General features: G+C 63.5%; 12 protein-coding genes. 7 read left to right on the top strand and 5 right to left on the bottom strand.

Annotated elements, in window-relative coordinates:
- The first annotated feature begins 3 nt into the window (after positions 1-3).
- Both NF876_RS16365 and NF876_RS16360 read left to right on the top strand, forming a co-directional pair.
- Entirely contained in the window at positions 4-2,571 is a 2,568-nt protein-coding gene (locus tag NF876_RS16365) for a cellulose biosynthesis cyclic di-GMP-binding regulatory protein BcsB (protein WP_262269851.1), read from the top strand.
- Positions 2,568-3,665, top strand: a complete 1,098-nt coding sequence (locus NF876_RS16360; RefSeq protein ID WP_262269850.1) for a family 8 glycosyl hydrolase — start codon at positions 2,568-2,570, stop codon at positions 3,663-3,665. The genes NF876_RS16365 and NF876_RS16360 overlap by 4 nt, the downstream gene beginning before the upstream one ends.
- 13 nt (positions 3,666-3,678) lie before the next feature.
- Here NF876_RS16360 and NF876_RS16355 read toward each other — a convergent pair.
- The 3 genes from NF876_RS16355 to NF876_RS16345 form a co-directional block, all read right to left on the bottom strand.
- Positions 3,679-4,388 (bottom strand): IS5 family transposase gene (locus NF876_RS16355; protein ID WP_262269849.1). Its coding sequence is split into 2 segments (ribosomal slippage): positions 3,679-4,109 and positions 4,109-4,388, totalling 711 coding nucleotides; the frame shifts between segments, so codons are not numbered across the junction.
- A 200-nt stretch (positions 4,389-4,588) separates the two neighbouring features.
- Positions 4,589-5,863 (bottom strand): IS701 family transposase, encoded by a 1,275-nt coding sequence (locus NF876_RS16350; RefSeq protein WP_262269848.1) that lies wholly within the window; start codon positions 5,861-5,863, stop codon positions 4,589-4,591.
- Positions 5,864-5,890: 27 nt separating this feature from the next.
- Complete coding sequence (locus tag NF876_RS16345; RefSeq protein WP_262269847.1) at positions 5,891-6,094, bottom strand: hypothetical protein; 204 nt, start codon at positions 6,092-6,094, stop codon at positions 5,891-5,893.
- Positions 6,095-6,355: 261 nt separating this feature from the next.
- On the opposite strand from NF876_RS16345, the gene NF876_RS16340 reads away from it, so the two are divergent.
- The 5 genes from NF876_RS16340 (at position 6,356) to NF876_RS16320 (ending at position 10,772) form a co-directional block, all read left to right on the top strand.
- Positions 6,356-6,733, top strand: coding sequence for a hypothetical protein (locus tag NF876_RS16340; protein ID WP_262269846.1), 378 nt, complete (start codon positions 6,356-6,358; stop codon positions 6,731-6,733).
- A 325-nt stretch (positions 6,734-7,058) separates the two neighbouring features.
- Complete coding sequence (locus NF876_RS16335; protein ID WP_262269845.1) at positions 7,059-7,247, top strand: hypothetical protein; 189 nt, start codon at positions 7,059-7,061, stop codon at positions 7,245-7,247.
- Positions 7,248-7,293: 46 nt separating this feature from the next.
- Complete coding sequence (locus tag NF876_RS16330; protein ID WP_262269844.1) at positions 7,294-7,713, top strand: GFA family protein; 420 nt, start codon at positions 7,294-7,296, stop codon at positions 7,711-7,713.
- Positions 7,714-7,846: 133 nt separating this feature from the next.
- The gene (locus tag NF876_RS16325; protein ID WP_262269843.1) at positions 7,847-8,230 is read left to right on the top strand and encodes a hypothetical protein; all 384 of its coding nucleotides are present in this window, start codon (positions 7,847-7,849) and stop codon (positions 8,228-8,230) included.
- A 751-nt stretch (positions 8,231-8,981) separates the two neighbouring features.
- The gene (locus NF876_RS16320) at positions 8,982-10,772 is read left to right on the top strand and encodes a twin-arginine translocation signal domain-containing protein (protein WP_262269842.1); all 1,791 of its coding nucleotides are present in this window, start codon (positions 8,982-8,984) and stop codon (positions 10,770-10,772) included.
- Positions 10,773-10,808: 36 nt separating this feature from the next.
- Here the strand turns inward: NF876_RS16320 and NF876_RS16315 are convergent, their stop codons facing one another.
- Together NF876_RS16315 and NF876_RS16310 are read right to left on the bottom strand one after the other, a co-directional pair.
- The gene (locus tag NF876_RS16315) at positions 10,809-11,369 is read right to left on the bottom strand and encodes a cupin domain-containing protein (RefSeq protein WP_262269841.1); all 561 of its coding nucleotides are present in this window, start codon (positions 11,367-11,369) and stop codon (positions 10,809-10,811) included.
- Between the two features lie 604 nt (positions 11,370-11,973).
- The coding region (locus NF876_RS16310; RefSeq protein WP_262269840.1) for an IS91 family transposase at positions 11,974-12,635 on the bottom strand (662 nt) is incomplete at its 5' end.

The following is a 12,635-nucleotide window of genomic DNA, read 5'->3' as shown; positions in this document are numbered from 1 at the left end:
ATCGTGCGTCGGGTCTTGATCTTCCCTCTGCTGGCCGCTCAGGCCCTGGTCGCGCAGAACGCTGTCGCACAGGCTCCCTTCGGCATGTCGCCCGACGGAGCGAGCGCTCCATCGACGATCCGGCCCGCGCCGCAGCAGGATCCGGGGCCGCAAGCCCCGTCCGCGGCGCCCTTCGAGATGCGCCAGCCCGGCCCGTCGCCCTCGCCCCCTCCCGCAGCAGCGCCTGCGCCGCAATCCGGCACGGCGGCACCATCCGCTCTGAGCCCGCAACGTCCGGCTCCCGCGGCCCCTCCAGCCCAGGCCGGGACATCTCCCGCCAGACCCGCCGCACCACCCGCGACGGGAACGGCGGCGGTCCGCAACCCCGCCCGCATTGAACGGCCGGTGCTTCCGTTCGAGACGATCCGCCTCGAGGGCGAGACGGATGCACGGTCCTGGACCTTTCATCTGACTCAGGACGAGGCCTCGAGTGGGGCCAGCATCGCGCTCGGCTACAAGAATGCCGTCGTGGTGATGCCCGAAGGGTCGCGCTTGAGAATCGCCATCAACGGCGAGTCGGTCGTCGACACGCCGATCTCATCGTCAACCGACGTCAAGCACATGACGGCTTCGATCCGCCCCGGCCTCCTGCGGGCCGGGCAGAACATCATCCGGATGGAAGCTTTCCAGCGTCACCGGACCGACTGCACGATCGAGGCCACTTACGAGCTCTGGACGGATGTGGACTCGGCCTCGACGAAGCTCGTGTTCGCGGACGGCGCGACCAAGACGCTGCGCGGCCTTGACGACCTGCCGGCCGTCGGCGTCGACAATACGGGCGTGACGACGATTCGCGTGGTCGCCCCCAAGATCTACCGCCCGGAAGTCCGGGACCGGCTGCTCCGCCTCGTACAGCTCGTTGCTCTGCGCGGACGCTATGCCCATCCTGTGATCCAGGTGGTGGAAGCCGATCCCGGTCCTTCCCCGGTCGGGACGATCAAGGTCGCCATGGGCTTGGCCAGCGAGCTGCGCGGCTTGATTTCAGGCGTGCCGGATGCCGCCATGGTTCAGCCCTTGACCATGATGATGCAGGAGACAGGCTCCCTGGGCTCGACCCTGGTGGTGTCCGGACCCACTTGGCAGGATCTCGACACCGCTATCGGCATCGTTGGCGCAAGAGGCATCAATGCCACGCAGACCGAGCGCGGCATGATCGACACCGCCTCGTGGCAATGGCCGGAGGTTCCGACCGCCTTCGGCGCGCAATCCTTCCGTTTCGCGGATCTGGGTGTCCCGACGCAGGAATTCTCGGGGCGGCGGTTGAAGACGGGCTTTTCCATCAACCTGCCATCGGACTTCTACGCCACGGAATATGGCGAGGCCATCCTGAATCTCGACGCGGCGTACACGTCAGCCGTGCGTCCGGGCAGCCATGTCAACGTGTTCGTCAACGGCATGATCAGCACGCAGATGACGATCACCTCGCAAGGAGACATCGTCCGGCGGCACAAGATCAGAGTGCCTCTCAAGAACTTCAAGTCGGGGCTCAACCACATCACCGTCGAGGCCATCCTGCTGACGGACGCGGACGAGCGTTGCGCCCCCGGAGAAACCCTGTCCGAAGCGAACCGCTTCGTCCTGTTCGATACGACCACGCTCGAATTTCCCACCTATGGGCGGATCGGCCGTCTGCCGGATCTCGCCGTCATGAGCGCAGGTCACTTTCCGGACGACGACCTTCCGACGACGGTGGTCCTGGCCCGGCTCGATCCCCCGAACTATTCCGCAGCCGGCACCCTGCTCGCCCGCATGGCACGCAGTGCCGGCACCCCGGTGCGCGCGCAGTTCTCCAACGCGGCATCGGCGGATGATGAATCCGTGCTCTTCATCGGCGCTGTCGATCAGATCCCCGCAGGTCTGCTCAACCGCGTGAAGGTATCGGAACATCTGCGCATGATCTGGCCCTCGACGCCGGCGGCCGGCGAAAAGACCGGCCAGCAGACGGCGAGCACGGATTTCAGCCTTCCGGCCGCTCAGGTTTCCCCCGACCGTCTCGCCGCAGCCTCGACCGACGAAGTCCGGAAGCGGTGGTCGGAAACGTTCCAAAGGCGCGGTGTCGTTCAGCAGACGATCGGTACGGTGCAGGACTGGCTGGAAAGGACCTTCAGCCTCTCCCTCCGCTCCCTGTCGTTGGATGAGCGCACCGAGGCCCCCTACGAGCCGCCGCAGCGCGCCTCCCTGCTCATCGCGCAAAGCCGCACCGAATCATCCGGGGTCTGGACCCTCGTGACGGCCCGGACGGATAAGGGTCTGGCGGCCGAAACGGCCCGCCTGGCCAATCCGACGCTCTGGTCCCAGGTCGCAGGCCGGGCCGTGGCCCTCGAACCCCGGGAGATGAAGCTGCAAATCGAGCCGATCAAGGACTACCGCTTCGTGCAGACGCTGCCCCCCTCCCTGACGAATCTGCCGCTCGTCGCGGCAAACTGGATGTCCGCCAACATTCTCCCCTATGCGATTCTCTTGCTGGCTTGCTGTGCGTTCCTGGGCATCGCGACCTCCCTGCTCCTGAACCGTCTGGGGCGCCGCTCATGAGGAACCGGACGCCCTCGCCTGCCCGGCTCCTGCCTTGGATCGTCGCCGCCTTCTCCCTTCTGGTGGCGTCGATGGCTTCATCCCAGAGCCTTTCCGTTCAGCCTTTGAACGTCGTCGGGAGCGTCTCCCCGGCGGACTGGGAGGCTTATCGCTCGCGGTTCGTGGAGGATACCGGGCGGGTGGTCGATACCGCCAACGGCAACATCAGTCACAGCGAAGGCCAGGGCTACGGGCTGCTGCTTGCTCTGGCGGCCGCCGACAGACGCTCCTTCGAGCAGATCTGGCATTTCACATTCACCGAACTTCTTATCCGGGACGACGGCCTGGCCGCATGGAAATGGGATCCCGCGGGCAAGCCGCGGGTCACCGATCGCAACAACGCCTCCGACGGCGATCTGCTCATCGCCTATGCGTTGGCCAAGGCCGGATCCGCCTGGCATGAGCCGCGCTACACGACAGCCGCGCAGAAGCTCGCCAAGGCGATCGGCAAAAGCACGTTCAGCCGAAGCGGGCGCTCCCTGATCCTCCTGCCCGGCGTCCTAGGCTTCGGCTCGGGTGACCGTCCCGACGGCCCGGTCGTCAACCTCTCCTACTGGGTTTTCGAGGCCTTTCCGGTCCTTGCGGCCCTGGCGCCCGAATATGAATGGAGCCGCGTCTGGCGGGACGGGGTCATGCTTCTACAACAGGGGACTTCGGGCCGCATCAGGCTCCCAGCCGACTGGATTTCGCTCCAGAACGGACTTCAGCCCCAGCCGGCGGATGGTTTTCCTCCCGAGTTCGGTTACAACTCGTTAAGGATACCGCTTTACCTGTTGAGAGCTGGGATGACTGACTTGGAGTGGCTGAGGGCTCTCAAGCAGCGCTGGTCTGCGGAGAACGAAGGGGTTGCCGTGGTCAATGTGGTGACCGGACAGGTCCGGGAGCGACTGACCGATCAAGGCTACGCCATCCTGCCCGCGGCATTCGCCTGTGCGCTCGACGGAACGCCTGTTCCCGACTCGCTGAAGACCTTCGAGCCGAGCCTCTATTATCCGTCGACCCTGTACCTTTTGGCGAAGTCCCTGCTTGGTGAAAAATATCCGCAATGCGTCTAGAGCGCGTTGACATTCATTTGGTCCAGATGAATGCGCTGACGAGGCAAAGGAGTGACATGAACGCCCGCGGGGTCTGTTCGTAGCGGGTGGCGATGCGCCTGAAGTGCTTGATTTTCAAGAAGAAGCGCTCGACGAGGTTGCGCTCGCAATAAAGGGCGTAGTCGCAGGGGACTTGTGGCGAGGTTGTCCTGGGCGGGATGACCGGCACGGCCTCCTGGCCTTCGATGGCCTCGCGCAACGGCTTGGCGTCGTAGCCCTTGTCGCCCAAGACATGGTCGGCGGGAAGATCAGCGATCAAGGCTTCAGCCTGAGTGATATCGCTCGCCTGTCCCGGCGTCAGGATGAAGCGGAGCGGATTGCCCAAAGCATCGACGACGGCATGGATCTTGGTGGTCAGCCCGCCACGGGAGCGTCCGATCGCACGAGCCTCAGGCCCCCCTTTTTGCCCGCCGCATGCTGGTGCGCCCGGACAATGGTTGAGTCGATCATGATGTATTCGAAGTCGGGCTCATCGGCCATGGCGGCAAAAAGCCGGTCCCAGACGCCCCTCTTGGACCAGCGCGAGAAGCGCACAAAGGCGCTGTTCCAGTTGCCGAAGAGTTCCGGCAGATCCCGCCACGGCGACCCGGTTCGGGCCAACCAGAGCACGGCTTCCACGAACAACCGGCTATCGACCGCCGTTCGGCCGGGATCCATGCGTTTGCCTGGCAGATGCGGCTCCATCCGATCCCATTGGTGATCTTTCCAAATCAGACGCACTCCGCTCACCCGAACCTCCGCTCCCAAAAGGAGCTTGAATCAGACTTGCGAGCCCGCGGGAATCCTGAATGTCAACGCGCTCTAACATTACAGTTGCGCCCTTCGCTTGCGGTGTGATGTTTGCGCCATCGCCTGATGCGCGCGGCGCCACGCGGACCAGGCGATTACAAAGGCAGGCTCGATCCGGCGTTGCTGGAGGCGTGTGGCCACGCGGCGGATTTCCTGGACAGACCAGCATACCAACGCTGCAGCCTGGCTTCGTCGCTTCTTTTTTGGGGTGAGGTGAAGCTGTTGGCGCGCTCGCGCACCGCCGCCAGCATGGCAAACGCCAGCATCACCAGCGACACATGCCGATGCCAGCCGTGCCACGAGCGGGTTTCGTTGTGGATGAGCCCCAACTCGGTTTTGGCGGTCTCGAACGCGTCCTCGATCGCCCAGCGCCGGCCTTCCACCTGCACCAGCGTGTCGATCGGCGTGCCGGCCGGACACCAGGTCGAGAAGAACGCCAGATCCCCATCAGAGAGGTTGCGGCGGATCAGCAGGCCGCGCGTCCACAGGCCGGTGAGCGCCTCGTTGTATTCCTCCGCCGCAAGATCGGCGAGTTCGAGATAAGCCCAGTCATACAGGCGTGCTCCCTTGGTGCCGTCTCCCGCCGACAGGCGCTGCCAGGCCTCAGGCGCCAGAGCCTTAGCAATCTTTGCGGCCGTGCCGGCCAACGGTGGGCTCTTGTCCCAGGAGTTGAACCGGTCAGCGGCCTGGGCGCCGAGCACATAGCCCTTGCCGGCCCGGCGCAACTGCCTCTCGATGGCTCCCACACCATAGATCGTGTCGGCGGCCACCCAGTCGAACGGAACGCCCGCGGCCAGCGCTCGTGCGATCATCTCGGCGGCGATTTCAGGCTTGGTGACGAAGCGAAGGCTGTCGGGAACATGAGCGGCTTGCCGCCGGATGGCATCGTTGATCCAATCCTTGGGCAGATACAGCTGGCGGTCGATGAAGGCGCAGCCCTTGTCCGACACATAGGCCGCAAACACACCAATCTGGCAGCTGGTGATCTTGCCCGCCGAGCCGGTGTACTGGCGGCCCACGCCGCAGGAGTGCTGGCCCTGCTTGAGAAAGCCGGTCTCGTCGAGGACCAGCACCGCCCCGGGGGAGGCGAGCGTCTCGAGGGCATAGTCGCGCACCATGTCTCTCAGAGCATCGGCGTCCCAGTGGCTGCGGCCGAGCACCGCCTGCTGGCGCCACGGCCCCGAGTCGCCCGCGGCCTCGGCCCGCATCCAGCCGGTCTTGCGCCGCTCCGGCCCGAGCACCCCATCGAGGAAAGCCGCCGCCGAGGCGCCGACACTGGGATGAGCAAACAGGGATTGGAGATGAGCTTTGACCTGACGCAACTCCACACACCAGAGTTCGAGCATCTGCTCGATGGCCACACCCGTCATGGCAGCCTCCTGGGTCCGATCCGGAGATTATGTGCCCATGACCGGCAGGCGCAACTGTAATGCTAGGTCGATGATCAAGACGCTATCGCGGCCTGCGGGAGAGAGGACGGGCTTACCTTGGTCGTCCCAGACGAGCTTTTCGTCATTGCCCACGATCATGTAAGGGGCGGCTTGGACCACGCTGGCGAACATCGAGACGCCGAGGGAGAGAAGCCACAGACTTTGGCGCATGCGCGGACCCTCCTGATTCTGTGTGTTTGAGTGTAGATGGCTCAGCTGTGGTCCACGAGAGCTTTGGGGGAGTACTCCCTGCCTAAGCAGTGTCGGCTTCGGCGGTCAGAGCTGCCGTTCGTGCAGCAGCGGGACCCTCATGGCTTGACCCTGAGCCGACCTTGGCTGCTCTCGAGGGACCTATTTTTCGCACCGTGCTGATGGCATCATGAGCATGTGCTTCTTCCTGGAGAGCCACATGCCTGAGACTGATGATAGGGAATGGCCGCCCATCTGGATGCGCTGGTCGCCGCACCGGCCAATCATCGCCTCCTCTTTGAGGACGACTACGTGCGGGTGCTGGAGGTCGGCGTCGCACCTGGCGAGCGCGAGAACCTACATCACCACCGCTGGCCGAGCCTCATGATCGTTCTGGCCCGGCCGAACTACCGGAACTTCGACGCGGACGGGCACGAGATCCCTGCCTCTGGCGGAACGCCGATCAACCCCGTGCTGCCCCGGGCCCTGCGCCTGCCACCGCAACGTCTGCACGCCATTGAGGCCGCGGCTGACGCGCCGCACGGGGTTCGGGGCATTCGGGTCGAGTTCAAGACTCCCAAGGCAGAGAGCGTTCGATTGGAAGTTGGACGCCTGGGCTGATCTGGGGCTCCCTTGTGAATGGAGGAGGCGAGGGCCTGGGATGCTCCCCATTCCAGAACTAGGATACGGTGCTCACAACGAAGGTCCGAATGCCACAGCTTCTTGAACCAAGCGCAACGTGGTCAGCCGCACGCCAAGACGAATTCATAAATAACCAGTTCAATCCTTGCGTGGGGACGTGGCTCCTGTCGCACGACGGCCGGGTCCGGGTTTGGGAAGTCCGGCTAAGCCCTCAGAGCGCCTCAGCTTCCACCGCCATGTTCTGGACTACTTCTGGGTTGCGATAGCACCTGGAACAGCGCGCTCGCACCAACAGGACGGCTCGGTGGTGGAGGCCACCTATGTGGCCGGCCAGACGAGCCATCTCACCTACGGACCAGGAGAGTTCAAGGTCCACGACCTGGAGAACATCGGGGACACCGAACTGATCTTTAAGACTGTGGAGTTTGTCGACAGCGCAAACCCGCCGCTCCCGTTGCCAGGCGAAGCTGTGGTGAGACCCCAAGGAGCCTGATCCGCCTCGATGTGGGAGCGTCTCTGAAACGAACAGGAGAGGTGCCATGAAGGTCGACGGGCGCTGCCATTGCGACTTCATCACCTTCGAGGCTGAGATTGAGCCCGAGAAAGTGTGGCTCTGCCACTGCACCGACTGCCAGACGCTCTCGGGATCAGCCTTCCGCACCGTGGCTCCGACGCGTAAGGGGGCCTTCACGCTGCTCTCGGGTCAGGTGAAGAACTATGTGAAGATTGGAACGAGTGGAGCGCGACGGCTACACGGGTTCTGCCCCGAGTGTGGGTCGCCCATCTACTCGACCGCGGAGGGTGACGAACCCAAGGTCTACAACCTGCGGGTTGGAACGATCCAGCAGCGGTACGACCTGGTGCCACGAAGGCAGATCTGGTGCCGTTCGGTCCTGCCCTGGACCACCGATATCAAGAGCCAGGAGCGCTTTGAGATGGGGCCGGATCGACGCCCGTAAAACCGTTGCCGCCGCGTATTCCAAGAGCGACCATGTCGGAAACTAACGCAGGATTGGCCGCTCCCAGAAGCTTCAGAGTGCTGGTAGATTAGTGCTGGTTGGCGTCGGCTCGGGGGCGACAAGGGAGAACGCCATGGCAAGCAACCGCGGGAATATCGATCCTTCAACCTGGGATCCGGCACTGGATGCTGTGATTGCCGCCCCGGACCACCACAAGGTCTTGTTCGAGAACGACCGGCTCCGGGTTCTTGAGGTCACCCTCCAACCGAACGACGAGGAACCCGTCCATCACCATCGCTGGCCGTCCGTGTTCGTGTTCGACGCGATAAAGCCGCCGATTTACGATTTCGCGCCGGACGGCACGCAACTGCCACCCAATCGCGACGTGATCCAGGCCGTTCAATCCTGGGACGGCAAGGGATGTCTCGTCGTTCACATGGCCCCACAGCCGGCGGGTCGTGTGCTCAACGGCTCCGACCAGACCCTCCACGGTATCCGCATCGAGATGAAGGTCTGAAGACCTACTCCCTCGGTTATCCTGACGGCAGGGCAATCGCCAGCGCCAGCGGCTGCGTAGTGAAGCCAAGTCCAAGCCCTGGCTTCAAACCAGTCTGGATCCCGGTTCGGCCAGGAAATGGCCGCGCGATTCAATCCCTCCTCGACGGCCGCTGTATCCCGCGACCAGAGGACAACCGGACGCTCAATGAGCCGATCCAAATCCGGCATCGTGACGAACTTCAAGTCGATATGCAGCAGCTCGGGCCTATCGAAGCAGAACAGAAAGCAGCGATCCCCGACGTGCTCGCCCGTGAAGGCACCCAGCAAGGGGTCGAGGCGGCGAGCCATCTCCATTCTGGCCGCAGCTCCTCAGGGTAAGAACTCTCCTCAACGACGACAACGAAGTCGAGATCAGAGAACTCATCCAAGCGGCCGTGGATCAGGGAGCCGCCGGCCAGCAGGGCATGGATGCGTGGGTCAGTTGGGAGGATGCCGCAAACCTTATCCAGGAAGGCGGCATGATAGATAGGAAGCATGCCAGTCATGTATTCCTCTAGGCCAGGACCTCAGGATACGCGACAGGGGCATGGCTCCCATAAACAGAGGGCTCAGGCCGCGAAACAGCCTTTTGGTGCTGTTCAGATAGCGCCGCCAGGGGTATTCTGCTTCCGAAGGCACGCCAACGGGCCGTCTGTCTGGGGAATACCGGTTAAATCCTGAAAAGGGAGAAACACCGACCCAGAGCGGTGCCTGCTAGGGAGGAGATCTCCATGGCTGACCACCCCATCATTTCAACTGAATCCAATCGGGCATCGCCGGCTCTGTTGCCCCCCGCGGTCACTCGCCGCTCGCTGCTCGGCGGGGCGGGCATCACGGTTGGCGCCGCCGTGCTTGCGCCTCCGCTGAGCATGCCCGGGATCGCCCCGGCCGCGGCACAGCCTGTGAGCGCGGACCCGCGACCGCTCGACGCGGCGTTCAAGCGCCGCGCTTTCGAAGTCCGAGAGATCTGTGCGAGCGACAACGAGAAAATTCCCATCGCGCCCCACCCGACGAATGGCGATGAGGCGCGCTACCCCAACAAGATCGGTTCCGATTCCCGGGGGCTGCCGCACGACAGACGCGGCGAAGTGGAGCAAGCGGCCTGGCGGGCCCTCTACACCGCTTGCCAATCGGGTGATCCCGCTGATTTCGAGAAGATCCCGCTCGGCGGCACCCGCAAACTGGTCAACCCCATAGGCACACAGGCTGTCAGTCTCAGTGGAATAAACCCTACTCAGATTGCGATACCGCCGGCACCAGCCCTTGCAAGTGCAGAGCGCGGCGGCGAGGCGGTCGAGGTCTATTGGCAATCCCTGCTGCGTGATGTTCCGCTTACCGAATTGCGCGACGACACCTCCAACCGCGACGTGCTTGCAGCAACCGAAGAACTCAACAAGCTTGCGGATTTCCGGGGGCCGAAGTCTGGCGGGCGGGTCACACCCGGGACGCTGTTCCGTGCCAATGTGCTTTATTTCGATCCGGCCGACCCGAAGGGCCGCTCCGTCACGCCTCCAGGCGTTTTGGACGGGCCGCTGATCTCACAATTCCTGCTCCGGGACGTGCCCTATGCCGCACAGTGGATGAGTGCTCAAATTCGCACCGCGTTGCCCGCCAACGAATTCCTGACCGAATACGAGGAATGGCTGGCGATCCAGAACGGCGCCGCACCGAAACGCCAGTTGCAGTTTGACGCGACACCGCGATACATCACGACAGGACGAGATCTCGCGGAGTACATCCACAGTGGTCCTGCCCTCGGGTGGGCGGCAGCACTGATCCTTGCGACCCCCAGTGGTGGGACGGACCAACACTACGCCGGGATGTTTCCGCCGGCAGAGGCCGTGTCCTATCCCTCAAACCCGTATCGGAAATCGAAGACCCAAACCCCTGCGGGTGCCACCTTCGGGTTGGGCTATGTGCAGGCACTCCTCGCCACGGGGATCAGTAATTCCGTCCGCGCGTCCTACTGGCAGAAATATTTCGTGCACCGGACTGTGCGACCGGAAGCCTACGGCGGTCTGGCGCACCATCGCCTCGCCAATGGCGTGACCGACTACCCGTTGCATGATGACTTCCTGAAATCGGAAGCCCTCGATCGCAGTAAAGCCAAATACGGCACCTATCTTTTGTCACAAACCTATCCGGAGGCTGCGCCCCTTCACTCCACCTATCCCGGCGGGGCCACGAGCGTTGGCGCTGTCACGGCTACCATATTAAAGGCGTTTTTCGACGAGAGCCGCGTCGTCGCCAACCCGGTACAACCCGATCCGGCTGACCCGACGAGGCTCGTGCCCTATAGCGGCCCGCCGCTCACGGTTGGTGGAGAGTTGAACAAGCTTGCGGTGAATTTCGGGTTCGGACGGAATTGGGCAGGCATCCACTGGCGTTCTGACGCTTCCGCCTCAATGGCGCTCGGCGAGGAGGTGGCTATCGCCATGCTGCGGGACGAGCGCATGACCCTCCGCGAACCCTTCGACGGCTTCTCCTTCACGCGCTTCGATGGCAGCCGCGTGACAATCTGACAGCAGCCGGGCGGGTGAGAGACCGCCGGCTTCCGCTCAGGGACTGATGACGACTTTGTAGCCTATGAGCCGCGCAATGGGCGCGAGCGTTGCGAAGAGCATCTTCTGCGCCCAGACCGGTGGGCCGGCCACATAGAAGTGGTCCTTGAAGGTGTGGAGGGTGAGCGCCATCAGCAGAAAGCTGGGCTCTCCCTTGGAGCCGAACCATTCGGGGCGGTTCTGTGCGATGGTGGCGAAGTTCAGGAAGAACCGCAGCTGATGTTGCGCTGGCGTGAAGCGGATGATCACCACCGTGTTACCGTCATGAGCGTTGCGGAAGAAATGCGGCTTCCCGGCGAGAACCGTGATCATCTCACTGGGTCGGAGTTCATGCATCTGACCATCGATGGAGACGGTCAGCCGGCCCGACCGAACCGTGAAGGTTTCGTCCGTCTTGGGATGGATATGGACCATCGCATTGCCGCCACCGGAGCCTCCCGGTCCCAGGCGGACCTCGAATTCGGCCGCCTCGGTACTCTCGGGCGTGGTGAAGACAAACGTCTCGTCATTGAAGGCATTCACCAAGGTCAGTCCCGGCGTGAACGACAGCGGATCCATGGCCCCTCAATCATCAGCTTGCAGAGTTTTGAATACTGCAAACTTAGGCATATCAGCCGGTATCCCACAAGCTCAAGAGCGGCCTTTTAGATACGGCAGGAAGATCCAGGTAGCGGCGAATTCGGACATCTATCGGCGGTCCGGTGATGATGCTCCCCGCGAATGGCGGGTCATCGCACGGGGCTGACCTTAGCCGTACTTCCGCACTGCTGGGATGAGCGGACTTTCATTCAAAACCGTGCTACTACCGAGTTTGTTAAGGCTTGTTGGATGCCTGCCGCGGCGGAACGGAACCGCGGCACGAGCGGCAGGCGTTCGACAAGCCTCAAAGGAGGAAACCGCGGAGCACCGTGCTGACGCTGCGGATGTTATGGGGATTGTGGCGTCGGCATCGGGTGCTGAGCAACGATCACTGACCGGATCCGGTGTGGGTGAATTCGCTGTGAAGGCTGCCGCGAGTCCGGCTGAGGAAACTCTTGGAGTGCCAACGACACGGATGGGGTTGCGTGGTGATCACCGCACAAGGCAATACAGCGAGCGCCCGTGCACCGGATGCAGCACCCGTCATCAGCCGCATAAAGGTCAGGGGCGGGCCGGCGGGAGGTCATGAAGTGTCGATCCAGATCGGGTGAGGGGGCGCAGAACGCGGTGCACATCCGCGGGCGAACCGCTCGATGAGGATCATGCGCCCGCCGCAGCACGGGCAACACCGCGACGGCGCGATCAAGGCGTCGGGTGCAGGAGCATCGGCCAGAGGCTTGTCGGCCGCCGCCAGCAGCGCACGCGCACGAGCGAGATTTGCCTGACGCACGCCATTGCCGAACAAGCCATAGTGGCGGATGCGGTGAAAGCCGTCAGGCAGCACGTGCAGCAGAAAGCGACGGATGAACTCATCCACGCTCAGCCGCATCACCTTGGTGCGCTGACGTTCCTTGGCCCGATAATCCTTCCAGCGGAAGCGGACCCCCTCCGCATCGCAGGCGATCAGCCGGGAGTTCGAGATCGCCACGCGGTGCGTGTAGCGCGCCAGGTACGCCAGCACCGCTTCGGGCCCGCTGAACGGGCGCTTGCAGTAGACCACCCACTCGATCCGCCGCAGCGCCGCCAGAAGGGCGCCGAACGCCTCCGGCTCGGCCAGATGCGCCTGAGCTCCGAAGAAGCCCAGGCGCCCGGCCGCCTGAGCGCGAGCAAGCCCATCCAGGAACAGGCGTCGGAACAGCCGCGAGAGCACCCGCACGGGCAGGAAGAAGTTGGGCCGACACGCCA

Source organism: Microvirga yunnanensis, assembly GCF_025460875.1.
Note: the sequence above shows the minus strand (reverse complement) of the source record. Positions and strands in the feature narration are given on the sequence as shown.

What these genes read in the sequence shown, in the direction of transcription:
- NF876_RS16360 (WP_262269850.1), top strand. Translation starts at nt 2,568, where the DNA reads ATGAGGAACCGGACGCCCTCGCCTGCCCGGCTCCTGCCTTGGATCGTC.
- NF876_RS16350 (WP_262269848.1), bottom strand. Translation starts at nt 5,863, where the DNA reads ATGACGGGTGTGGCCATCGAGCAGATGCTCGAACTCTGGTGTGTGGAG.
- NF876_RS16345 (WP_262269847.1), bottom strand. Translation starts at nt 6,094, where the DNA reads ATGCGCCAAAGTCTGTGGCTTCTCTCCCTCGGCGTCTCGATGTTCGCC.
- NF876_RS16340 (WP_262269846.1), top strand. Translation starts at nt 6,356, where the DNA reads ATGGCCGCCCATCTGGATGCGCTGGTCGCCGCACCGGCCAATCATCGC.
- NF876_RS16330 (WP_262269844.1), top strand. Translation starts at nt 7,294, where the DNA reads ATGAAGGTCGACGGGCGCTGCCATTGCGACTTCATCACCTTCGAGGCT.
- NF876_RS16325 (WP_262269843.1), top strand. Translation starts at nt 7,847, where the DNA reads ATGGCAAGCAACCGCGGGAATATCGATCCTTCAACCTGGGATCCGGCA.
- NF876_RS16320 (WP_262269842.1), top strand. Translation starts at nt 8,982, where the DNA reads ATGGCTGACCACCCCATCATTTCAACTGAATCCAATCGGGCATCGCCG.
- NF876_RS16315 (WP_262269841.1), bottom strand. Translation starts at nt 11,369, where the DNA reads ATGGATCCGCTGTCGTTCACGCCGGGACTGACCTTGGTGAATGCCTTC.